This window comes from Streptomyces sp. NPDC000075, from assembly GCF_040301925.1.
In the GTDB taxonomy this organism is placed as follows: domain Bacteria; phylum Actinomycetota; class Actinomycetes; order Streptomycetales; family Streptomycetaceae; genus Streptomyces; species Streptomyces polychromogenes.
Map to the genome: position 1 here is coordinate 40,433 of NZ_JBEPFL010000038.1, position 21,071 is coordinate 61,503.

Consider the following 21,071-nt stretch of genomic DNA (forward strand, 5'->3'; position numbering starts at 1 on the left):
CGGTCAGCGGCCGGCGCGGGCGCGGAGCTTCCACGGCATCGCGATGGACTCCAGCTGCACGGCCAGGTTCATCTTCGACTCACCGACGGTGCGGTCCTCGAAGTGGATCGGGACCTCCATGACCTGGAAGCCGCGGCGCAGGGCCTTGTACTTCATCTCCACCTGGAAGCTGTAGCCGGCGCTGCCGATCGACGCGAGGTCGATCGCCTTCAGCGCGCCCGCGCTCCACAGGTTGAAGCCGCCCGTGATGTCGCGGACGCGGGTGCCCAGGATGGTGCTCGCGTACGCGTTGGCCCAGCGGGAGAGCAGCTTGCGGTGCGCGCCCCAGGCGTCGGACAGGGTGCCGCCGGGCACGTAGCGGGAGCCCACGACGAGGCCGGCACCGGTGGAGCGGGCGACGCCCAGCATCTCGGCGATCTTGCCGGCCGGGTGGGAGCCGTCCGCGTCCATCTGGAGCACGTACTCGGCGCCGTCCTCGACGGCCTTGGCCATGCCGGCGGCGTAGGCGCGGCCGAGGCCGTCCTTCGCGGTGCGGTGCAGGACCGACATGCGCGGCTTGCCGTCCTCGGTGAGGAAGCCCTCCGCGAGCTCGTCGGCGATCTTGCCGGTGCCGTCGGGCGAGGAGTCGTCGACGACCAGCAGGCGCAGGCCGGGCTGGTCGAGGCCCATGAGCAGCTCCACCATGCCCGGGAGGTTGCCCGCCTCGTTGTAGGTCGGCATGACCACGGTGAGGGGGGTGTGCGCCCAGGTGTCGGGGAGCTTGGTGGTGGCGACGTCGGTCGTGCGGGGAGTCTGCTGCTCGCCTATCACAGGGTTATGCCTCACTGAAGTTGGTCACCGGTCGGAGGAGAAGCGGACGGCTGCGTCGGGCAGTTCGGCCTCGCACCACACCCGCACCCCTGCGCGAAGTTCGTTGTCAGCCCCGACGACGGCACCGTCACCGATGACGGCACCGGTCACGACGGTGCGCGAACCCACCGAGGCGCCGGCGCCGATGAGGCTGGCGTTCACCACCGTGTCGGCGCCGAGGATCGCGCCGTCCAGCACGATGGAGCCCTGGACGACAGCACCCGGTTCGATCCGGGCGCCGGCACCCACCACGGTACCGCCCGTCAGCTTGGCACCTTCCGCCACCTGGGCACCGGGCAGGACGAGCGCCTCGCCGCGGGGGCCGGGGACGGCCGGGGAGGAGACGACGCCGCGCACGAGGTCGGCGGAGGCCTGGACGAAGGACTCGGGCTTGCCGAGGTCCAGCCAGTACGTGTCCTCGGTGACGCCGTGCAGCTTGGCACCGGAGGCGAGGAGGCCGGGGAAGGTCTCGCGCTCGACGGAGACCGGGCGGCCGGCCGGGATGGAGTCGATCACGCTGCGGCGGAAGACGTAGCAGCCGGCGTTGATCTGGTCCGTGATGATCTCTTCGGGGGTCTGCGGCTTCTCGGTGAAGGCCAGCACCCGCCCGTCGGCGTCGGTGGGGACCAGGCCGAAGGCGCGGGGGTCCTCGACGCGCACGAGGTGGAGGGAGACGTCGGCGTCGGCCGCCCGGTGGGACTCGACCAGGCCGGCGATGTCGAGGCCGGTCAGGATGTCGCCGTTGAAGACGAGGACCGGGGAGTCCGGGCCGCCGGTCAGGCGCTGGGCGGCGTTGCGGATGGCACCGCCGGTGCCGAGGGGCTCGTCCTCGACGACGTACTCGAGGGTGATGCCGAAGTCGGACCCGTCGCCGAAGTAGGGCTCGAAGACCTCGGCCAGGTAGCAGGTGGCCATCACGATGTGCGTGACACCGGCGGCAGCGGCCCTGGCGATCTGGTGGGCGAGGAACGGGACGCCTGCTGCCGGAACCATCGGCTTGGGGGTGTTCACCGTCACGGGGCGCAGACGCGTCCCCTGCCCGCCGACCAGCAGGATCGCTTCCGTCATTTTGTTCTCTCCCCAAGCGGTTCAGGCGTACGAAGCTTCAAAGTTAGCCCATCCGGCATAGTGCGAAGCCCGGCGGCGCCCCGCCCGGGGCCGCTGCGGCAACGTTCCGGTTACGACGGGTTCCGTACGGTGCGGGTACCGGGACCGCCGGCCGTCTCCCCTATATAGGCGGCGCCGCGCCCGCGCGGGGGAAAGCCCCTGCTCAGCCTGAACCCGTGCCACCGCTTCCGGCCGCATCGTACGCCCGGCGCCGCCCCGGCCCGCCCCGGCGCCCCTCCCCCGCCGGTACCGGGGCACCGGCCGTCGGGAGCGCGCGCCACGCACGACGGCGACCGCTGGATCGGAATCGTTACAAAGCAGCCCGTGCACGACAAGGCCCTCGGCTGGCGCCGGGGGCCTTGTCGGGGTTGCTGGGCGGGCGGTCCGCGTTACGGCAGGTTGCGGGCCATGACGATCCGCTGGACCTGGTTCGTGCCTTCGTAGATCTGCGTGATCTTCGCGTCGCGCATCATGCGCTCGACCGGGTAGTCGCGGGTGTAGCCGTAGCCGCCGAGGAGCTGGACGGCGTCCGTGGTGACCTCCATCGCGACGTCCGAGGCGAAGCACTTGGCCGCGGCGCCGAAGAAGGTGAGGTCGGAGTCGACGCGCTCGGACTTCGCGGCGGCCGCGTAGGTCAGCTGGCGGGCGGCCTCGATCTTCATGGCCATGTCCGCGAGCATGAACTGGACGCCCTGGAAGTCGCCGATCGGCTTGCCGAACTGCTTGCGCTCCTGGACGTAGCCCTTGGCATAGTCCAGGGCGCCCTGGGCGATGCCGAGGGCCTGGGCGGCGATGGTGATGCGGGTGTGGTCGAGGGTCTTCATCGCGGTGGCGAAGCCGGTGCCCTCGGCGCCGATCATGCGGTCGGCGGGGATGCGGACGTTGTCGAGGTAGACCTCGCGCGTCGGGGAGCCCTTGATGCCGAGCTTCTTCTCCGGGGCGCCGAAGGAGACGCCCTCGTCCGACTTCTCGACGACGAAGGCGGAGATGCCCTTGGAGCGCTTCTCCGGGTCGGTGACGGCCATGACCGTGTAGTAGTCGGAGACGCCCGCGTTGGTGATCCAGCGCTTGACGCCGTTGAGGACCCAGAAGTCGCCGTCGCGGACCGCGCGGGTCTTCATGCCGGCCGCGTCCGAGCCCGCGTCGGGCTCGGAGAGGCAGTAGGAGAACATCGCGTCGCCCTTGGCCAGCGGGCCGAGGTACTTGGCCTTGAGCTCCTCGGAGCCGGAGAGGATCACCGGGAGGGAGCCGAGCTTGTTGACGGCCGGGATCAGGGAGGAGGAGGCGCAGACGCGGGCCACCTCCTCGATCACGATGACCGTGGCGAGGGCGTCGGCGCCGGCGCCGCCGTAGGTCTCGGGCACGTGGACGGCGTGCAGGTCGTTGGCGACGAGGGCGTCGAGGGCCTCCTGCGGGAAGCGCGCCTCCTCGTCGACCGCGGCCGCGAACGGGAGGATCTTCGCCTCGCAGAGCGCGCGGACCGACTCGCGGAGCATGTCGTGCTCCTCGGCCGGGCGGTACAGGTCGAAGTCGGCAGAACCCGCCAAGATCTTTCACTCCCCAGTCTGCGGCGCCGGGTGACAGGCCGGCGGCTGTGCGTCGCTGGCGTGCGCTCGGCGCGGGATGCTAACTACCGTTAAGTAACCCAAATTCTAGTTCCCGGCGCCGCCACAGCGGTATGCAGCACGTACGTGAGCTGCGTGACAGCGGGATGCTCCCGTGAACGTCCCCCGGGACCCGCCCGACTATGCTCGGGGGCCGCAAACGGCCCCGCACCTCTGGAGCATCCATGGCCCCCCTCAAGATCACCGTGATCGGCACCGGCTACCTGGGCGCCACCCACGCCGCGGCCATGGCGGAGCTCGGCTTCGAGGTGCTGGGCCTGGACGTGGTGCCGGAGAAGATCGAGATGCTGGCCTCCGGCCGGGTCCCGATGTACGAACCGGGGCTGGAGGAACTGCTCGCCCAGCACGTCGCGGGCCTGCCGGGGGCCACCGGGCGGCTGCGGTTCACGCAGTCGTGGGAGGAGGTCGGGGAGTTCGGCGACGTCCACTTCGTGTGCGTCAACACGCCGCAGAAGCACGGCGAGTACGCGTGTGACATGTCGTACGTGGACTCCGCCATCGAGTCGCTGGCGCCGCACCTGACCCGGCCCGCCCTGGTCGTCGGCAAGTCCACCGTGCCCGTGGGATCGGCCGAGCGGCTCGCCGCGAAGCTCGCCGCGCTGGCACCGGCGGGCGAGGAGGTGGAGCTGGCCTGGAACCCGGAGTTCCTGCGCGAGGGCTTCGCCGTGAACGACACCCTGCACCCCGACCGGATCGTCATCGGCGTCCGGGGCGAGCGCGGGGAGAAGCTGCTGCGCGAGGTGTACGCGACCCCGATGGCCGAGGGGACCCCGCTGGTGGTCACCGACTTCCCGACCGCCGAGCTGGTGAAGACCGCGGCCAACTCCTTCCTCGCCACCAAGATCTCCTTCATCAACGCCATGGCCGAGGTCTGCGAGGCCGCCGGCGGTGACGTCGTCAAGCTCGCCGAGGCCATCGGCCACGACGAGCGGATCGGCGCCAAGTTCCTGCGCGCCGGCATCGGCTTCGGCGGCGGCTGCCTGCCCAAGGACATCCGCGCCTTCATGGCCCGGGCCGGCGAGCTGGGCGCCGACCAGGCGCTGACCTTCCTGCGGGAGGTCGACTCCATCAACATGCGGCGGCGCGGCCACATGGTCGAGCTGGCGCGCGACGCGGTGGGCGGCTCCTTCCTCGGCAAGCGGGTCGCCGTGCTCGGCGCCACCTTCAAGCCCGACTCGGACGACGTGCGCGACTCCCCCGCGCTGAACGTCGCCGGGCAGATCCACCTCCAGGGCGGGCAGGTCACCGTCTACGACCCCAAGGGCATGGACAACGCCCGCCGCGTCTTCCCCACCCTCGGGTACGCCGGCTCCGCGCTGGAGGCCGCCCGCGGGGCCGAGGTCGTCCTGCACCTCACCGAGTGGCGCGAGTTCCGCGAGCTCGACCCCGCGGAGCTGGGCTCCGTGGTCACGGACCGGCTGATCCTCGACGGCCGCAACGCCCTGGACCCGGCGCACTGGCGGGCCGCCGGCTGGACCTACCGGGCCATGGGGCGCCCGCAGGCTTAGGGGATACGCGGGGGCGCCGGCCGATCGGGGCGTACACCCCTACCCACTTTTGAAGGTTCTCAGTCAAAGAACCGGAATAATCGAATGGGTAGACTTCGCGCCGATGACCACGACCAGCAGCCCCACAGTCCACCCCACCGCAGCCGCGGCGACGGGGCCCGCCACGCGTGACCGGCGGGAATCCTTCGAAGCAGCCGTGCGAAGCCGGGGCGCCCTGCTGGGCATCGCGGTCTTCTGGCTGGCCAGCAGGGCGGCGATGCTGTGGACGCTCGTCCACAACGTCGGGCACTCCACGAACACCCGTGTGGAGGTCACCCTGACCTACCACAACTGGTACAACGTGCTCGTCCACTGGACGATGCCGCACAACGACGTCATGTGGCAGTACCCGCCGGCCGCCGCGGCCGTCTTCCTCTCCCCGGACCTGCTGCCGTTCCTCACCTACTTCCAGGGCTTCGTCGCCCTGACCGTGCTCTGCGACGCCGTCATCCTGCTCGGCCTGCTGCGGGCGGCGCGGCGTGGTGACGGCAGCATGGCCGGCGCGCTGATGTGGCTGGTGGCGCTGCCGCTGATGATGGCGACCCCGTTCGCCCGCTACGACATCCACGTCACCCTCTTCGCGGTCTTCGCGCTGCTCCTCATGCGCAACCGCCCCCGGCTCGGCGGGGTCGTCGCCGGTATCGGGGCGATGGTCAAGGTGTGGCCGCTACTGACGCTGCTCGGTGTCCCCCGGGGCAAGTCCACGCGTGACGCCTTCGTCGCGGCGGCGCTGTCCTGCGTGGCGCTGCTGGGCGTCTTCGCGGTGCTGTTCAAGGACACGCTGGGCTTCCTGGGCAACCAGGGCAACCGCGGTGTCCAGGTCGAGTCGCTGGGCGGTTCGGCGCTCATGGCGGCGCGGCTGCTGGACCTGTGGCCCGGCAAGACGAACTTCCAGTACGGGGCGTTCGAGTACGTCGGCCCGTACGTGTCCAGCATCGCGCGGGCCTCGGTGGGGCTGACGGTCCTCGGGTTCCTGCTGCTCCTCCTGTGGCGGGTGAAGGCCAACCGCTGGTCGAGCGCGACGCCGTTCGACGCCGCGCTCTGCGCGATCCTGGTCTTCACGGTCACCAGCCGGGTCATCAGCCCGCAGTACATGATCTGGCTGCTGGGTCTGGCGGCCGTCTGCCTGACCTCGAAGCACACCACCCAGCGGCCGGTCGCGCTCCTGCTGGTCGCCACGACCGCGCTGACCACGCTGGTCTTCCCGGTCTGGTACGACACGGAGGTCCTGACCACCAGCGCGCTGGGCACGGTGCTGCTCTGCACCCGCAACGCGCTGCTGCTGTGGGCGACGGTGTGGTCCGGCGTCCGGCTGTGGAAGGCGACCGTGCTGCCGAAGTCGGCGCTCTGAGCCGTCCCGTGCGGGGTCGGCCTAGCCGGGGGGTGCCTTGTACTGTGCGGCGCGGGCGGTGAACTCCGCCTCGCGCAGCACCCGCTGGGCGTTGCCCCAGGTCAGCAGGGCGAGTTCGGTTTCCGACCAGCCGCGTTCCAGTAGTTCCGCGATCAGCCGCGGGTAGCCCGAGGGGTCGGTGAGTCCCGTCGGCCTCGGGCTTCCGGGTTCGGCGCCGAAGGCGGCGCCGAGGCCGACGCCCTCCGGGCCCGCGAGGGCCCGTACGTGTTCGACGTGGTCGGCGACGGCGTGCAGCGAGTCGCCGGTGCGGTCGGTGTCGAAGGTGACCATCGCGAGGCCGCCGGCCGCGCGGAGCGCGAGGAGCACCTCGTCGGTGACGTTGTCCGGGTGCGGGTTGAGGGAGGCCGCGCCGGTGTTCGAGATGATCACCGGCGCCTTGGAGGCGGCGGCGAGCTGGCAGGCGGCGGCGGGCGGGCAGCCCGTCAGGTCGAGCAGCATCGCGAGCCGGTTCACCTCCTTGACCACCTCGTGGCCGAAGGCCGTCAGCCCCTCCTCCGCCCAGGGGGCTCCGGCGGGCGCCAGCAGGCGTACGCCGAGGGCGTGGAAGGCGCGCAGTGCGCCGAGGGAGCCGGTGAGGGTGCTGCCCGGGACGGGGCCGAGGAACGAGGCGATCCGGCCCCGGTTGCGGGCGTCGGCCATGTCGTCGGCGGTCAGCGCGAGACAGAGGCTGTCGGAGTAGCGGCGCATCAGGGCGCGGGCGGCGTCGATCTGTTCGAGGGTCTCGCACACGGCCTGGGCGCAGGAGTCCGCGCGCGGCGGCCCCGGGGGGACGAGGAGGGTCCAGAACTGGGCGCCCACTCCCCCGGCGCGCAGCCGCGGGATGTCGGTGTCGACGCCGGTGTCCGGGGTGTCGATGTCGTGGTACGGGCTCTGGCGCAGGGTCCAGACGAGGGTGTTGCAGCCGTCGGCGACGGGATGGACGGCGAGCAGCGCGGCCGCGCGGTCCAGGGACCCGCCCGCCATCAGCGGTGCTGTGACGGGGACGTCTTCGGCTCCGACACCCACGGAGTGGGGTTCATCCTGCAGGTCGGCCATGGCATTCGCTCCGGTCTCGGCGGCAGCAGGGAGATATGGGGCCACCGTGACATGCGGGGTACCGGTGCCGCCCGGCGAACGCGGCGTTCGGGTGTACGGCCGTACGGGACGGGGGCGGGGCCGGGATGGTTCCCCGGCCCCGCCCCCGTGGGCGGCTCGTACGGACTCCCCCTACAGCACCGCGTTCGACGGGCCGCGGGTGGCCGAGAGGTCCCGGGCGACGGCTTCGGCGTCGCGCAGCGCCCGTACCGCGTTGGACCAGGTCAGCTTGGCCAGGTCGGCCCGGGACCAGCCGCGGTGCAGGAGCTCCGCGATCAGGTTCGGGTAGCCGGAGACGTCGTCCAGCCCGGCCGGGGTGAAGGCGGTGCCGTCGAAGTCCCCGCCGATGCCGATGTGGTCGACGCCGGCGACCTCGCGCATGTGGTCGAGGTGGTCGGCGACGGTGGCGGCGGTGGCCACCGGGCGGGGGCGGGCGGCTTCGAAGGCCCGGTGCAGGGCCATCGCCTCGGCGGTGGTGTCGAGGTGGTGGAAGCCGTGGGCGCGCAGGTTCTCGTCCGCGGCCAGGGTCCACTCGACGGCGGCCGGGAGGATGAACTTCGGCACGAAGGTGGCCATGGCGACGCCTCCGTTGGCCGGCAGCTGTGCCAGCACGTCGTCGGGGACGTTGCGCGGGTGGTCGCAGACCGCCCGGGCCGAGGAGTGCGAGAAGATCACCGGCGCGGCCGAGACGGCGATCGCGTCGCGCATGGTGGTCTCGGCGACGTGGGAGAGGTCGACGAGCATGCCGATGCGGTTCATCTCGCGCACCACCTCGCGGCCGAAGTCCGCGAGTCCGCCGTGCCGGGGCTCGTCGGTCGCCGAGTCCGCCCAGTCGATGGTGTCGTTGTGGGTGAGCGTCATGTAGCGCACGCCGAGCCGGTGCAGGGCGCGCAGGGTGGCGAGGGAGTTGTTGATGGAGTGGCCGCCCTCGGCGCCGGTCAGGGAGGCGATCCTGCCGTCGGCGCGGGCGGCCTCCATGTCGTCGGCCGTCAGGGCCCGCACCAGGGCCCGGGGGTAACGGGCGATCAGCTGGTCGACGGCGTCGATCTGCTCCAGGGTGGCGCTGACGGCCCGGTCGCCCGCGAAGTCGGAGCGGACGTAGACGGACCAGAACTGCGCGCCGACCCCGCCGGCGCGCAGCCGGGGGATGTCGGTGTGCAGGTTCGCGGACTGGTCGCCGGCGATGTCGCGCCGGTCGAGGTCGTAGCGCACCTGCTCGCGCAGGGCCCAGGGCAGGTCGTTGTGTCCGTCGACGACCGGGTGCTCGGCGAGCAGTTCCCGGGCCCGCGCGAGCAGGTCCGCCGCGCTCACTTGCCGAACCCGAAGGATTCCGCGCCCGCGACCTTGGCGCGCAGCCGCTTGCCCTTCTCGGTGGCCTGGTCGTTCAGCTCCTGCTGGAAGTCGCGCATCCGGCCGAGGAGCTCCGGGTCGTGCGCGGCGAGCATGCGTACGGCCAGCAGGCCGGCGTTGCGGGCGCCGGCGACGGAGACGGTGGCGACGGGGACACCGGCGGGCATCTGGACGATCGACAGGAGCGAGTCCATGCCGTCGAGGTACTTCAGCGGGACCGGCACGCCGATGACGGGCAGCGGGGTGACGGAGGCGAGCATGCCGGGCAGGTGGGCGGCCCCGCCCGCGCCGGCGATGATCGCCTTGAGCCCGCGCTCGGCGGCGTGCTCCCCGTACGCGACCATCTCGCGCGGCATCCGGTGGGCGGAGACGACGTCGACCTCGTAGGGGATCTCGAACTCGTCCAGGGCCTGGGCGGCGGCCTCCATGACCGGCCAGTCGGAGTCCGAGCCCATGACGATGCCTACGACGGGAGGGGTGCTCATGCGGTGATCGTTCCTCTGAGGTAGCCGGCTGCGTGGCGTGCGCGTTCCAGCACATCGTCCAGGTCGTCGCCGTAGGTGTTGACGTGGCCGACCTTGCGGCCGTGTTTCACGTCCTTGCCGTACATGTGGATCTTCACCTGCGGGTCGTGGGCCATGCAGTGCAGGTACGCCGCGTACATGTCGGGGTAGTCCCCGCCGAGGACGTTCGCCATCACGGTCCAGCGGGCCCGGGGGCGCGGGTCGCCCAGGGGGAGGTCCAGGACCGCTCGGACGTGGTTGGCGAACTGGGAGGTGACCGCGCCGTCCTGGGTCCAGTGGCCGCTGTTGTGCGGGCGCATGGCCAGTTCGTTGACGAGGATGCGGCCGTCGGTGGTCTCGAACAGCTCCACGGCCAGGTGGCCGGTCACGTCGAGTTCCTTGGCGATGCGCAGGGCCAGGGCCTGGGCCTCGCCCGCGAGGGCTTCGGAGAGGTTGGGGGCGGGGGCGATCACCGTGTCGCACACCCCGTCCACCTGGATGGACTCCACGACGGGGTAGGCCACGGCCTGGCCGTGCGGGGAGCGGACGATGTTGGCGGCGAGTTCGCGGACGTAGTCCACCTTCTCCTCCGCGAGGACGGGGACACCCGCGTGGAACGGGGCGGCCGCGTCCTCGGGCGTGCGGACGAACCACACGCCCTTGCCGTCGTACCCGCCGCGCACCGTCTTGAGGATGACGGGGAAACCGCCGACCTCGTCCGCGAAGGCCGCCACGTCCGCCGGATCGCTCACGATCCGGTGGCGGGGGCTGGGCGCGCCGATCTCGTCGAGCCTGGCGCGCATCACCCCCTTGTCCTGGGCGTGCACCAACGCGTCGGGCCCCGGCCGGACGGGGATGCCGTCCGACTCCAGGGCCCGGAGGTGCTCGGTGGGTACGTGCTCGTGATCGAAGGTGATCACGTCGCAGCCGCGCGCGAAGGCGCGCAACGTGTCCAGGTCGCGATAGTCGCCGATGACGACGTCGTTCACGACCAGGGCCGCCGAGTCCTGGGGGGTGTCACTGAGGATCTTGAATCTGATGCCGAGGGGGATACCCGCCTCGTGGGTCATGCGGGCGAGCTGACCGCCGCCGACCATGCCGACTACCGGGAACGTCACCTCTCCAGGGTATCCGCCGGTATTCCGCCATACGGACGCAGGCCTGGCGCGGACTCGCCGGTGGGGTCCGCGGGCCTTGTGTGCGTTGTGTCGCAAGGGTGCCGGGGCGCGGGCGGGCACCCGGGGCGAGACTTAACATGGTGGGGTTGACGAGATCGGGTGACACGCCCCGCCGGGCGCTGACGGATCACCCCGCGACGCCCACGACGACTGACAGGGACTGAACCATCACCATGAGTACGCCGAACGCAGTACCGCTGTCCGAGCGCTTCCGAGGCCTCGTGCGGGAGGCGGTCAAGTTCGGCGCGGTCGGCGGTGCGGGCGTCCTGGTCAACTTCGGCGTCTTCAACCTGCTGCGCAGCACCACGGACCTGCAGACGGTCCGGGCGAACGTGATAGCCATCGTGGTCGCCATCATCACGAACTACGTGGGGTTCCGCTACTTCACCTACCGCGACCGCGACCTGGGAAGCCGGCGCCGCGAGATGATCCTGTTCGTGCTGTTCAGCCTGATCGGCATGGTCATCGAGAGCGGTGTGCTCTACGTCGCCACGTACGGCTTCGGCCTGGACAGCTCGCTGCAGAACAACATCTTCAAGTTCTTCGGCATGGGCGTGGCGACGGTCTTCCGGTTCTGGTCGTACCGGACGTGGGTGTTCAAGGCGCTGCCGACGGACGCGGCGCCCTCGCTGGTCGTGGAGCAGCGCGACGGGCACGAGGTGGCCGTCGCCGCCCGTACCCCGGAGCCGGCGGGCAACCAGGGCTGACGTACGGGCGCCCGGCGGTCACCTGACCGTCCGTTCCGGCTCCGCGCGCTCGGGGGCGGTACGGCTGAGGAAGAGCGCGAAGACCGGCGGCTGACTCTGGAGGAGCTCCAGGCGGCCGCCGTCCGCTTCCGCGAGGTCGCGGGCGACGGCCAGGCCGATGCCGGTGGAGTTGCGGCCGCTGATGGCCCGCTCGAAGATCCGGTTGCCGAGGTCGGGCGGGACGCCGGGACCCTCGTCGGTGACCTCGATGACGGCCTGGTTGCCGGTGACGCGGGTGCGCAGGGCGACGGTGCCGCCGCCGTGCATGAGGGCGTTCTCGACGAGGGTGGCGAGGACCTGGGAGACGGCTCCGGGGGTGCCGACGGCCCGCATGCCGGTCTTCCCGGAGCGGACGACGGCCCGGCCGGCGCTGCGGTAGGCGGGCCGCCACTCCTCGACCTGCTGTTTGACGACCTCGTCGAGGTCGAAGGGGACGGCGGAGCCGGTACGGGGGTCGCGGGAGTTCGTCAGCAGCCGCTCGACCACGTCCGTGAGCCGCTCCACCTGGGTGAGGGCGATGGTCGCCTCCTCCCGTACGGTCTCCAGGTCGTCGGTGACCGTGATCTCCTCCAGCCGCATCGACAGCGCGGTGAGGGGGGTGCGCAGCTGGTGGGAGGCGTCGGCGGCGAGGCGGCGTTCGGCGGTGAGCATCCGCGCGATGCGTTCGGCGCTGGCGTCGAGGACGTCGGCGACGCGGTCCAGCTCGGGGACCCCGTAGCGCTTGTGCCGGGGCCGGGGGTCGCCGGAGCCGAGCCGTTCGGCCGTCTCGGCGAGGTCGGTGAGGGGCGAGGCCAGCCGGTTGGCCTGGCGGACGGCGAGCAGCACGGCGGCGACGACGGCCAGCAGCGCCACCGCGCCGACCACGGCCAGAGTGCGGCCGACCTCGCGGGTGACGGTGGAGCGGGACTCCTCGACGACCACGACCTCGCCCTGCTCGCCGCGCGCGGTGCCCCGGATGACGTTGTCCTCGATGCGGTCGCCGACCTCGACGACCGGTTGCCCGGGGACGGTGATGCGGGCGTAGGTGCCGACGTCGAGCTGTTCGGACAGTGAGCCGGCGTCGACCTTCCGGTGCTCCAGGGCGTCGGCCTCGACGACGCCCAGCAGGCGCAGCGCCTCGGAGCCGATGCGGTCCTGGGCGCTGCTGGTGATGGTCCGGGTCTCCACGATGACGAGGGAGACCCCGAACACGGCGATCACGACGAGGACCACGGCGAGCGTGGAGTTGATCAGACGGCGGCGCATGTCCTAGAGCATGCCCTAACGGACGAACGCGCTCCGACGGCCTGCGGGGCCCGCCGCGTCAGCTCTTCTCGAAGCGGAAGCCGACGCCGCGGACGGTGGCGATGTAGCGGGGGTTGGCGGCGTCGTCGCCCAGCTTCTTGCGCAGCCAGGAGATGTGCATGTCGAGGGTCTTGGTGGAGGACCACCAGGTGGTGTCCCAGACCTCGCGCATCAGCTGGTCGCGGGTGACGACCCGGCCGGCGTCGCGGACCAGGACGCGCAGCAGGTCGAACTCCTTGGCGGTGAGCTGGAGCTCCTCCTCGCCCATCCACGCGCGGTGGGACTCGACGTCGATGCGCACCCCGTGGGTGGCGGGGGCCTGGGCGGCGTCGTTGGCGCCGCGCCGCAGCAGGGCCCGTACGCGGGCCAGCAGCTCGGCGAGGCGGAAGGGCTTGGTCACGTAGTCGTCGGCGCCGGCGTCCAGGCCGACCACCGTGTCGACCTCGTCGGCCCGGGCGGTCAGGACCAGGATGGGGAAGCCGTGGCCCTCGGCGCGCAGTCGCCGGGCCACCTCCAGGCCGTCCATTCCGGGCAGTCCGAGGTCCAGGACGACGAGATCGACGCCGCCCTGCAGTCCGGCCTCGAGGGCGGTGGGGCCGTCCTCGCGGACCTCGACCTCGTAGCCCTCGCGGCGCAGGGCGCGGGCCAGGGGTTCCGAGATGGATGCGTCGTCCTCGGCGAGCAGTACACGCGTCATGTGGGTGATGGTAGTCCGCGGCGGCTCAAAGGAGGCGCCTGCCTGCGTACCCCTCTCGAACTGGGGTTATTAACTACTATCGGCCTTCGAACTTGATGGATCGGTTCCCCGGAATCCTGTGATCCATATCTCAAGCCCTTCCATATGCATCGGTCCCCTGTCGTATGGTGGCGGAACGCCCGATGCACTATCGAGGGGATATTTGCGCTCAAATCCGAGCCAAGAACCTCAAATTCTGCTCTGGCCGGTTTCATCCGGCCCAGATGACAGTGAATGACCTATGGGCCGGGCCCGGCGCGCGAGGAGGCGTGCAGGGCGTGGATCCCGGTTACGGCTGCTCCGTCACCCCGACACTGCGGGGAACGAGACCCCAGGGCGTGGGGTGGGACATCCGTCGCCGGTGCCGGCCACCCCCCACCGGGCGCTGAACAGCTCACGAAGCCAAGCGTCCCGAGCAAACAAGGATCGACCATGGCTTCCAGCCTGACGAAGGCCTCGCCGAGCGCAGCTCACGAGAAGACCTTCCTCGGCCACCCCGTTGGCCTGGCCACGCTGTTCATGACCGAGATGTGGGAGCGCTTCTCCTACTACGGCATGCGTGCGCTTCTCGTTCTGTACTTGGTCTCCGGCGGCGCCGACGCCGCGACCGGCAGCCAGGGCGGGGGCCTCGCCTTCACGGCCGCGACGGCCACGGCGATCTACTCCGTGTACGTGGCGATGGTCTACCTCATGGCCATGCCCGGCGGCTGGTTCGGTGACCGCGTCTGGGGCGCCCGCAAGACGGTCGCCATCGCCGGCGGCGTGATCATGGCGGGCCACGTCTCGCTGGCCCTCCCCGGCCAGATCGCGTTCTTCGTCGGTCTGCTGCTCGTCGCGCTCGGCTCCGGTCTGCTGAAGGCCAACATCTCCACGATGGTCGGCCACCTGTACAAGGGCCTGGACGACTCGCGCCGCGACAGTGGCTTCACGATCTTCTACATCGGCATCAACGTCGGTGCCTTCGCGGCGCCGCTCGTGATCGGCACCATCGGCGAGACCGTCAACTGGCACCTCGGCTTCCTGCTCGCCGCCATCGGCATGGGCGTCGGCCTGGTGATCTACCTGCTCGCCGCCCGCACCCTGAACCCCGAGAGCAGCGTCGTCCCGAACCCGCTGTCCCCGGCGGAGCGCAAGGCCGTCATCCTCAAGGCCCTCGCCGTTCTGGCCGTCATCGCCGTCTTCTACGGCGCCGTGGCCGTCGCGGGCATGTTCACCATCAAGTGGGCCCTGTACCCGATCACCATCGCCGGTCTGATCATCCCGGTCGCCGTCCTCGTGCGCATCAAGCGCGACAAGGACCTGTCGGCCGGTGAGCAGTCCCGGATGAGCGCCTACATCTGGTTCTTCGTGGCCGCCGCCGTGTTCTGGATGATCTACGACCAGGGTGGTTCGACCCTCTCCCTGTTCGGTGACAAGAACTCCGAGCGCAGCCTGTTCGGCTGGGAAGTCCCCACCGTCATCTTCCAGGCGCTCAACCCGCTCTTCGTGGTGGCCCTGGCCCCGGTCTTCGCCGCCCTGTGGGTGGTTCTGGCCCGCCGCAACCGCGAGCCCAGCACCATCGTGAAGTTCTCCGGGGCCCTGGTCCTCGTGGGCTTCTCGTTCTTCCTCTTCGCGATTCCGCTGAACCAGACCGCCGGCAACGACACCAAGGTCACCATGTGGTGGCTGGTGCTGATCTTCCTGGTGCAGACCGTCGCCGAGCTGTGCCTGTCCCCGGTCGGCCTCTCGGTCACCACGAAGATGGCGCCGCAGAAGTACGCCTCCCAGATGATGGGCGTGTGGTTCCTCGCCGTCACCGCCGGTGACTGCGTCACCGGTCTGCTCGGCCTGGCCGACGTGAAGCTGGACGGCGTCGGCGTGATCCTCTTCCAGGCGGCCGCCGCCGTGATCGCCGGTCTCGCGATCTACATGTACCGCAAGAAGGTCGACGCCCTGATGGGCGACATGAAGTGACCTTTCGCCCCCAGGGGTGAGCGAAGGCCCGGCACACCGGACGGTGTGCCGGGCCTTCGCCCGTTCCGGGCCGGGTTACCTCGTGCCGCGCAGGCGGCGCCAGGGGGTGAAGGTGAAGACCGCGCCGCCGAGCAGGACGACCGTGCCGGCGACCAGGGCCAGGGCCCTGATCCCGCCGTCGTCCGTGGCGCCGGTCTCGGCGAGGCCGCCGGAGGCGGCGGCCGAGGAGCCGCCGGCGGACGGGCCGGCGGTGGTCGAGCCGGAGCCGCCGGGCTGGGCGGTGGTGTCCAGCTCCAGGGAGACGCCGCTGCCGGTGGCCTTGCAGGGCACGTTGATCGGGGTGGTGCCCGGGGTCATCGTGACGTCGATGGTCAGCTGGTCGGGGCTGAGCGTCACCTTGCCGGACTTGCCGGGCTTGTAAGTGCCCGTCATGTCGGTCAGGCTGACCGGCGCCCCGCTGGGGATCGGCTCGGCGTTGGCCGGGCCGGTGACCTTGACCGTGCCGCTGTCGGCGCCGCCGAGCTTGATGTCCATCGAGGGCTTGAGGGCGCCGGCCGGGAGCTGCATGGGGCTGGCCATCGCGCCCTTGGCGGTCTTGACGGTGAGGGCGTAGTCGCCGCCGTTCTTCTTCGCGCTAATGGTCACGGGCGTCTTGATGCCATTAGGCACCACGGCGCCGCAGTCGTAGGCGACCTCCACCGCCTTGCCGGGGAAGTCGGTCTGGCCGCCGGAGCCGCCGGTGGTCGAGCCGCCGGCCGAGCCGCCGCCCGTGGAGCCGCCCGTCCCGCCGCCCGTGGCCGAGCCGCCCGTGGAGCCGCCGGCCGTGGAGCCGGCCGTCGAGCCGCCCGTGGTGGAGCCGGTGGTCGAGCCGCCCGTGGTGCCGCCGGTGGTCGTCGAGCCGGTCGTGCCGCCCGTCGTACCGCCCGTCCCGCCGCCCGAGACGTCGATGACGGCTCCGCCCTTCACCTCGCCCACCGGAGCGCACTTGGTGACGAACGTGCCGAAGGAGAAGGTCACCGCCACCTCGTACTTGCCGGGGGTCACGGTGATCTTGCCGGCCTTGGTCAGCTTCAGCTTGCCCTTCATGACGGACATGACCATGGGGGCCTTCTTGGGGATCTCCGGGTTCTTCTTCTCCCCGACGACCTTGGCCTCGCCTCCCCCGTCGCTCGCGGTGAGCCAGCCGGTGGGCTGGACCGAGTCCTTCGGGATCACCATCAGGTCGGTGTTGTTCGACGCCGGCTTCACCGTCTCCCACGAGACGTCGACCTCGTCGCCGACCTTGGCCGTGGCCGGTGCGGTGATCCGCGCGGTGGTCTCGCCCTCGACCGGGTCGCCGCCGCCGGCCGGCGGCACGCACCTGACCTTGAACGTGGTTTCGGCGGCCTGGGCGGGGGAAGCCGCCACGGCGACACCCGCGCCGCTGAGCAGCAGCGCGACCAGGGCCGCGCTCGCCCTCCGTTGGGTCTTCACTGGGGTCCTCTCGTCGTCGGACTGTGATCGGACGGTGCGGAAGGCTGTGGGGGCCGGGGCTCCGGGGTGAACCACGGAAGGGCGGGCGGAGCGGCCGCCGGGGGCTGCGGCGACGGGATCCCCGGGAGGCGGGCCGTGACCTCCGCGGCGCCCTCCGGCGGCGGGCCGGCGCCCCGGTGGCGGCCACCGGTGGCCCCGGCGCGGGGGGTCCCGGCGCGGGGGCGGACCCGGTCCACGACGGCCATGCCCAGCCGGAACAGCGCCGTCGGGATCACCACCAGCAGCAGCCCCCAGAAGAGCAGCACCCCGTACGGCCGGTCCACGCCCCACGGCTGGGTGGCCAGGACGGTCTCCCCGTACTTGAGCGAGACGGTGTAGTCCCCGTGCGCGCCCGCCGGCAGCTCCACGTCCAGGCCCACCTCCGCCTTGCCGCCGGGCGGGATGGTGCCCTTCCAGCGGGCCTCCTCCCACCGCGGGGCGAACACCCCGTGCGCGGTGCCCAGCTGGAAGACGGGGTCCTTGACGGGGGCCGAGCCGAGGTTGCCGACGGTGGCGGTGAACTTCCGCGACGGCGGGGCCCCGAACCAGGTCAGCACCCCGTCCTCGCCCTTCAGCCGGACGCCGGTGAGCAGGGCGAGCCGGGCGGTCCCGGACTCGGGGGGCAGGTCGGCCACCGGATGGTCGGTGATCTTCAGCGGGACGGCGACGGTGGACTGGTCGCCGTTGACCGAGGTCACGTTCACCACGCAGGGGCAGGGCTTGGGCGGTGCCACGACCGGCAGCCGGGCCGTGAAACGGCCGTCGTCGGCGACCGAGACGGCCACTCCGTCGGCGTTGGCGCAGCTGTTGGTGCCGCCGATCATGTTCTGGCCGCAGACCAGCAGCATGACCAGGGTTCCGGCCCGCCAGCCGGTGCCGGTCGCGGTGAGCTCGGTGCCCTTGGCCGCCTCCTGGAGCGAGAGCGCCACGGCGGGCTTCCCCTCGGCGGAGGCGGCGGCCGGGACGGCGGCGGCCGGAACCGCCGGGGCCGGGGCGGCGGCGGCCGGGGCCGCGGGCAGGAGGGCCAGGGCGAGGGCCGCGAGGGCCGCCCCGGCGCGGGATACGGCCCTCGGGCCGGACGTGCGGCTCACCTGGACGCTCCCGTCAGCTCGGGTTCGGACGTGGCCGGGGCGTTCGGGCCCCCGGCCTGCTCGGGCGGCTCGGCGCGCGGCTCCCCCCGCCGCCGCCCGGGCGGGCCGCGCCGCAGCACCCGTACGAGGACGGGCGCGGCCGCGCCGAGGAGCAGCAGGCCGGCTCCGGCCCGGGCGGCGCTCCCCCCGGGCGCCAGCCAGGCCGTGGCGGTAGCGGTGGCCGGGGCGGCGCCGGGGGCGGTGACGGTGAGCCGGAGGGAGACCCGGTCGAAGGCGGGCGCGCCCGGCCAGGGCTCGGTCAGGGTGATCCGCTGGCCGGGCAGCAGCTCGACCGGCAGGGCGCGGGCGGGGCGGGGGTCGAGGGCCCCGCCGAGGGCGCGTCCGGCGTGCAGGGCGAGCGCGGGGGTGAGGGCGACGTTGCCCCGGTTGACGAGGGTGTAGGCGACGGCGGTGGCCGCGCCCCGGCCGCGTACCGAGACGTCCTCGACGGTGAGGGCCGCCAGGGCGGGACCGCCGACGCGCACGTCGACCCGTACGCCCGCCTCGCGGCCGCCCTCGGCGGCGACGACGGCGGCGGGGTGGTCACCGGGCGGCGAGGACGGCGGCACGGTGACGGTGAAGGGGACCACCGCGCGGGTGTGCGCGGGGAGCGTGACGGTGGCGGCCGCGCCGAAGCTGATCCAGGCGCCGGCGCCCTGTGCCCCTCGGGCGGGGCGGACGGCGAAGGCCCCGTCGGGCGTGTTGTAGGCGTCGGCCCCGCGCAGGGTGACGGTCCGCTCCCGGTCGCCGGTGTTGGCGATTGCGAGGCGGTCCTCCAGCACGGTGCCGGCGGGGCCCGCGAGATAGAAGGAGGGGCGGCGGGCCGTGGTGGCTCCCCCGGAGGCCGGTTCGGCGGTCCAGCCGGGGTCGTCGGCGGCGGCCGGGGTCCCGGTGAGGGCGGTGGCCGGGGTCCCGGTGAGGGCGGCGGCGGCCAGCAGCAGAACGGTGAGGCGCCGCAGGGTACGGGGCTTGAGGGCGTGGAGCACGGGCGGGCGCTCCGTTCAGGACGGGATCCGCCGGGCCCGTCGGCCGCGCCGGGTCAGCCAGAGCAGGCCGGCGGCGCCGGACAGCGCCACGGTGGCGCCGAAGGTGCCGAGGGCCAGGGCGGAGTCGGCGGGGCCGGTCTGCGGGAGGGTGCCGTCGCCGGAGGACTGCGGGGCCTGCTGGGCTCCGGCGGCCGCCGTCACGTCGAGTTCCAGGGAGGGCTTGGGGCTGTTGCCGGGGGTGCAGGTCGTCGTGGTCCCCATGGCCTTGATGGTGAGGACGCCGGCGGTGAAGGTGACCTTCCCGCTCTTCTTCGGGGTGTAGGTGCCCGACAGGTCACTGATCTTGATCGGCGTGTTGGCGGGCGCGGCCTCGGCGTTCGGGGGCCCGGAGACGGGGATCGAGGCCTGCTCGGCGCCGCCGGCCATGAGGACGGCGCTGGGGTTCATGGCGCCCTTGCCGAGCTCGATGGGGCTGGAGGAGACGCCCTTCTGGAAGGACATCGTCAGCTTGTAGCCGTCGCCCTCCTTGACGGCCTTGACGTCGATGGGCGAGACCGCCGACTTGTCGCCGATGGGGGTCTTGCAGTCGTACTGGACGTCGACCACGTCGGCGTGGGCCGCGGGGGCGGCGAACAGGACGGCGGATCCGGCCAGCGCGGAGGCCAGCGCGAGCGCGGTGGAGCGTTTCCGGTCGGACACCTTCGTCTTCCCCTCGGGCCACGGGACGGGTTACTGACGCCATGTCAGATTGGTGGCTCAAGGTACGCCCGGGACCTTACGGAGGGAAGACAAAGGACGGTCCGGCCTCGAAGGCCCGGCGGACCACCCCTCGGGCGGCCCGCCGGGCCGCCTGCGGGACGGCCCCCGGGCCGCGCTTCAGGCCGCGCGCACCCCCCGGTTCCAGACGGCCGACACCAGCGGGACGCCCGGCCGGTAGGCCAGGTGGACGTGGCTGGGGGCGTCGAGGAGGGCCAGGTCGGCGCGGGCGCCGGGCGCCAGGCGGCCGATGTCCGCACGGCGCAGCGCGCGGGCCCCGCCGGCGGTGGCCGACCACAGGGCCTCGTCGGGGGTCATCCGCATGTCCCGGACCGCGAGGGCGATGCAGAACGGCATGGAACTCGTGTACGAGGAGCCGGGGTTGCAGTCCGTGGACAGGGCGACGGTCGCCCCCGCGTCGATCAGGCGGCGCGCGTCGGGCCACTGGGCGCGGGTGGAGAACTCGGCGCCGGGCAGCAGGGTGGCGACCGTGGTGGCGGAGGCCTGGGCGAGGGCGTCCACGTCGGCGTCGGTGAGGTGGGTGCAGTGGTCGGCGGAGGCGGCCTCCAGCTCCACGGCCAGCTGCACGCCGGGGCCGTAGGAGAGCTGGTTGGCGTGGACGCGGGGGATCAGCCCGGCGGCGGCGCCGGCGGTGAGGATCGCCCGGGCCTGGTCCCCGTCGAAGGCGCCCTTCTCGCAGAAGACGTCCACCCAGCGGGCGTACGGGGCGCAGGCCGCGAGCATCTCGCCGGTGACGAGGTCGACGTAGCCGGCCGGGTCGTCGGCGTAGTCGGGGGAGACGATGTGCGCGCCGAGGTAGGTGACCTCGTCCGTGTGGGCGGAGGCGATGCGCAGGGCGCGGGCCTCGTCGGCGACGGTGAGGCCGTAGCCGGACTTGGTCTCGAAGGTGGTGGTGCCCTGGCGCAGGGCCTCGTCGAGGTGGCGGACCAGGTTGGCCTCCAGCTCGGCGTCGGTGGCGGCGCGGGTGGCGGCGACGGTGGTGCGGATGCCGCCGGCGGAGTAGGCGCGGCCGGACATGCGGGCGTTGAACTCGGCGGTGCGGTCGCCGGCGAAGACGAGGTGGGAGTGGGAGTCGACGAAGCCGGGGATGACGGCGCGGCCCTTGGCGTCGAACGCGGTGTCGGCGGCGGGCGCCCGGCCGGCGGGGCCGACCCAGGCGACGGTGTCCCCGTCCAGGACCACGGCGGCGTTCTCGATCAGGCCGAGGGGCGATCCGTCGCCGAGGGCGGGGTCGTTGGTGACGAGGCTGCCGATGTTGGTGATGGCGGTGGTGGTCATGGGTTCCTCTCGGGAGGTGCGCCTC

18 protein-coding genes are annotated in these 21,071 nt (G+C 72.4%); 4 read left to right on the forward strand and 14 right to left on the reverse strand.

The window, feature by feature from the left end; all coding sequences use genetic code 11:
• Positions 1-3: 3 nt before the first annotated feature.
• The 3 genes from ABT403_RS32375 to ABT403_RS32385 all read right to left on the reverse strand — a co-directional run bounded on the left by ABT403_RS32375 (position 4) and on the right by ABT403_RS32385 (position 3,503).
• Positions 4-810, reverse strand: coding sequence for a polyprenol monophosphomannose synthase (locus tag ABT403_RS32375; protein WP_344168681.1), 807 nt, complete (start codon positions 808-810; stop codon positions 4-6).
• Between the two features lie 24 nt (positions 811-834).
• Positions 835-1,917, reverse strand: a complete 1,083-nt coding sequence (gene manB, locus ABT403_RS32380; RefSeq protein ID WP_344168678.1) for a mannose-1-phosphate guanylyltransferase — start codon at positions 1,915-1,917, stop codon at positions 835-837.
• Positions 1,918-2,345: 428 nt separating this feature from the next.
• The gene (locus tag ABT403_RS32385; RefSeq protein ID WP_042812866.1) at positions 2,346-3,503 is read right to left on the reverse strand and encodes an acyl-CoA dehydrogenase family protein; all 1,158 of its coding nucleotides are present in this window, start codon (positions 3,501-3,503) and stop codon (positions 2,346-2,348) included.
• 242 nt (positions 3,504-3,745) lie between these two features.
• Between ABT403_RS32385 and ABT403_RS32390 the strand changes: the two genes are divergently transcribed.
• Positions 3,746-5,089: a UDP-glucose dehydrogenase family protein gene (locus tag ABT403_RS32390; RefSeq protein ID WP_344168673.1), complete on the forward strand. Its 1,344-nt coding sequence runs from the start codon at positions 3,746-3,748 to the stop codon at positions 5,087-5,089.
• 103 nt (positions 5,090-5,192) lie between these two features.
• Positions 5,193-6,479 (forward strand): glycosyltransferase 87 family protein, encoded by a 1,287-nt coding sequence (locus ABT403_RS32395; RefSeq protein ID WP_344168670.1) that lies wholly within the window; start codon positions 5,193-5,195, stop codon positions 6,477-6,479.
• 21 nt (positions 6,480-6,500) lie between these two features.
• Here the strand turns inward: ABT403_RS32395 and ABT403_RS32400 are convergent, their stop codons facing one another.
• The 4 genes from ABT403_RS32400 to ABT403_RS32415 form a co-directional block, all read right to left on the reverse strand.
• Positions 6,501-7,574 carry a membrane dipeptidase gene (locus tag ABT403_RS32400; protein WP_344168667.1) on the reverse strand — a complete coding sequence of 358 codons (1,074 nt, stop codon included), beginning with the start codon at positions 7,572-7,574 and terminating at the stop codon, positions 6,501-6,503.
• Positions 7,575-7,745: 171 nt separating this feature from the next.
• Positions 7,746-8,924, reverse strand: coding sequence for a dipeptidase (locus ABT403_RS32405; RefSeq protein ID WP_344168664.1), 1,179 nt, complete (start codon positions 8,922-8,924; stop codon positions 7,746-7,748).
• Positions 8,921-9,448 carry a 5-(carboxyamino)imidazole ribonucleotide mutase gene (purE, locus tag ABT403_RS32410; RefSeq protein ID WP_344168661.1) on the reverse strand — a complete coding sequence of 176 codons (528 nt, stop codon included), beginning with the start codon at positions 9,446-9,448 and terminating at the stop codon, positions 8,921-8,923. The genes ABT403_RS32405 and purE overlap by 4 nt, the downstream gene beginning before the upstream one ends.
• Positions 9,445-10,584 (reverse strand): 5-(carboxyamino)imidazole ribonucleotide synthase, encoded by a 1,140-nt coding sequence (locus ABT403_RS32415; RefSeq protein WP_344168658.1) that lies wholly within the window; start codon positions 10,582-10,584, stop codon positions 9,445-9,447. Before ABT403_RS32415 ends, purE begins: the two co-directional genes overlap by 4 nt.
• A gap of 233 nt (positions 10,585-10,817) precedes the next feature.
• On the opposite strand from ABT403_RS32415, the gene ABT403_RS32420 reads away from it, so the two are divergent.
• Positions 10,818-11,351, forward strand: a complete 534-nt coding sequence (locus ABT403_RS32420; RefSeq protein WP_344168655.1) for a GtrA family protein — start codon at positions 10,818-10,820, stop codon at positions 11,349-11,351.
• Between the two features lie 18 nt (positions 11,352-11,369).
• On the opposite strand, the gene ABT403_RS32425 is transcribed toward ABT403_RS32420, so the two are convergent.
• Positions 11,370-12,635: a sensor histidine kinase gene (locus ABT403_RS32425; protein ID WP_344168652.1), complete on the reverse strand. Its 1,266-nt coding sequence runs from the start codon at positions 12,633-12,635 to the stop codon at positions 11,370-11,372.
• A 58-nt stretch (positions 12,636-12,693) separates the two neighbouring features.
• Positions 12,694-13,371: a response regulator transcription factor gene (locus ABT403_RS32430; RefSeq protein WP_042812873.1), complete on the reverse strand. Its 678-nt coding sequence runs from the start codon at positions 13,369-13,371 to the stop codon at positions 12,694-12,696.
• A 471-nt stretch (positions 13,372-13,842) separates the two neighbouring features.
• On the opposite strand from ABT403_RS32430, the gene ABT403_RS32435 reads away from it, so the two are divergent.
• On the forward strand, positions 13,843-15,363 hold the full coding sequence (locus tag ABT403_RS32435; protein WP_344168646.1) for a peptide MFS transporter: 1,521 nt from the start codon (positions 13,843-13,845) through the stop codon (positions 15,361-15,363).
• 75 nt (positions 15,364-15,438) lie between these two features.
• Here ABT403_RS32435 and ABT403_RS32440 read toward each other — a convergent pair whose 3' ends face one another.
• The 5 genes from ABT403_RS32440 to hutI form a co-directional block, all read right to left on the reverse strand.
• Positions 15,439-16,836, reverse strand: coding sequence for a hypothetical protein (locus tag ABT403_RS32440; protein ID WP_344168643.1), 1,398 nt, complete (start codon positions 16,834-16,836; stop codon positions 15,439-15,441).
• The gene (locus ABT403_RS32445) at positions 16,833-17,966 is read right to left on the reverse strand and encodes a hypothetical protein (RefSeq protein WP_344168640.1); all 1,134 of its coding nucleotides are present in this window, start codon (positions 17,964-17,966) and stop codon (positions 16,833-16,835) included. Before ABT403_RS32445 ends, ABT403_RS32440 begins: the two co-directional genes overlap by 4 nt.
• On the reverse strand, positions 17,963-18,991 hold the full coding sequence (locus ABT403_RS32450; protein ID WP_344168637.1) for a hypothetical protein: 1,029 nt from the start codon (positions 18,989-18,991) through the stop codon (positions 17,963-17,965). Before ABT403_RS32450 ends, ABT403_RS32445 begins: the two co-directional genes overlap by 4 nt.
• A gap of 15 nt (positions 18,992-19,006) precedes the next feature.
• Positions 19,007-19,690 carry an LPXTG cell wall anchor domain-containing protein gene (locus tag ABT403_RS32455; protein ID WP_344168634.1) on the reverse strand — a complete coding sequence of 228 codons (684 nt, stop codon included), beginning with the start codon at positions 19,688-19,690 and terminating at the stop codon, positions 19,007-19,009.
• A 177-nt stretch (positions 19,691-19,867) separates the two neighbouring features.
• Positions 19,868-21,046 (reverse strand): imidazolonepropionase, encoded by a 1,179-nt coding sequence (gene hutI / locus ABT403_RS32460; protein ID WP_344168631.1) that lies wholly within the window; start codon positions 21,044-21,046, stop codon positions 19,868-19,870.
• Between the last annotated feature and the right edge of the window lie 25 nt (positions 21,047-21,071).

Excerpts from the sequence above, each read along its gene's own strand:
- hutI (WP_344168631.1), bottom strand. The coding sequence starts at position 21,046 with ATGACCACCACCGCCATCACCAACATCGGCAGCCTCGTCACCAACGAC.
- ABT403_RS32435 (WP_344168646.1), top strand. The coding sequence starts at position 13,843 with ATGGCTTCCAGCCTGACGAAGGCCTCGCCGAGCGCAGCTCACGAGAAG.
- ABT403_RS32430 (WP_042812873.1), bottom strand. The coding sequence starts at position 13,371 with ATGACGCGTGTACTGCTCGCCGAGGACGACGCATCCATCTCGGAACCC.
- ABT403_RS32420 (WP_344168655.1), top strand. The coding sequence starts at position 10,818 with ATGAGTACGCCGAACGCAGTACCGCTGTCCGAGCGCTTCCGAGGCCTC.
- purE (WP_344168661.1), bottom strand. The coding sequence starts at position 9,448 with ATGAGCACCCCTCCCGTCGTAGGCATCGTCATGGGCTCGGACTCCGAC.
- ABT403_RS32400 (WP_344168667.1), bottom strand. The coding sequence starts at position 7,574 with ATGGCCGACCTGCAGGATGAACCCCACTCCGTGGGTGTCGGAGCCGAA.
- ABT403_RS32390 (WP_344168673.1), top strand. The coding sequence starts at position 3,746 with ATGGCCCCCCTCAAGATCACCGTGATCGGCACCGGCTACCTGGGCGCC.
- ABT403_RS32395 (WP_344168670.1), top strand. The coding sequence starts at position 5,193 with ATGACCACGACCAGCAGCCCCACAGTCCACCCCACCGCAGCCGCGGCG.
- manB (WP_344168678.1), bottom strand. The coding sequence starts at position 1,917 with ATGACGGAAGCGATCCTGCTGGTCGGCGGGCAGGGGACGCGTCTGCGC.
- ABT403_RS32425 (WP_344168652.1), bottom strand. The coding sequence starts at position 12,635 with ATGCGCCGCCGTCTGATCAACTCCACGCTCGCCGTGGTCCTCGTCGTG.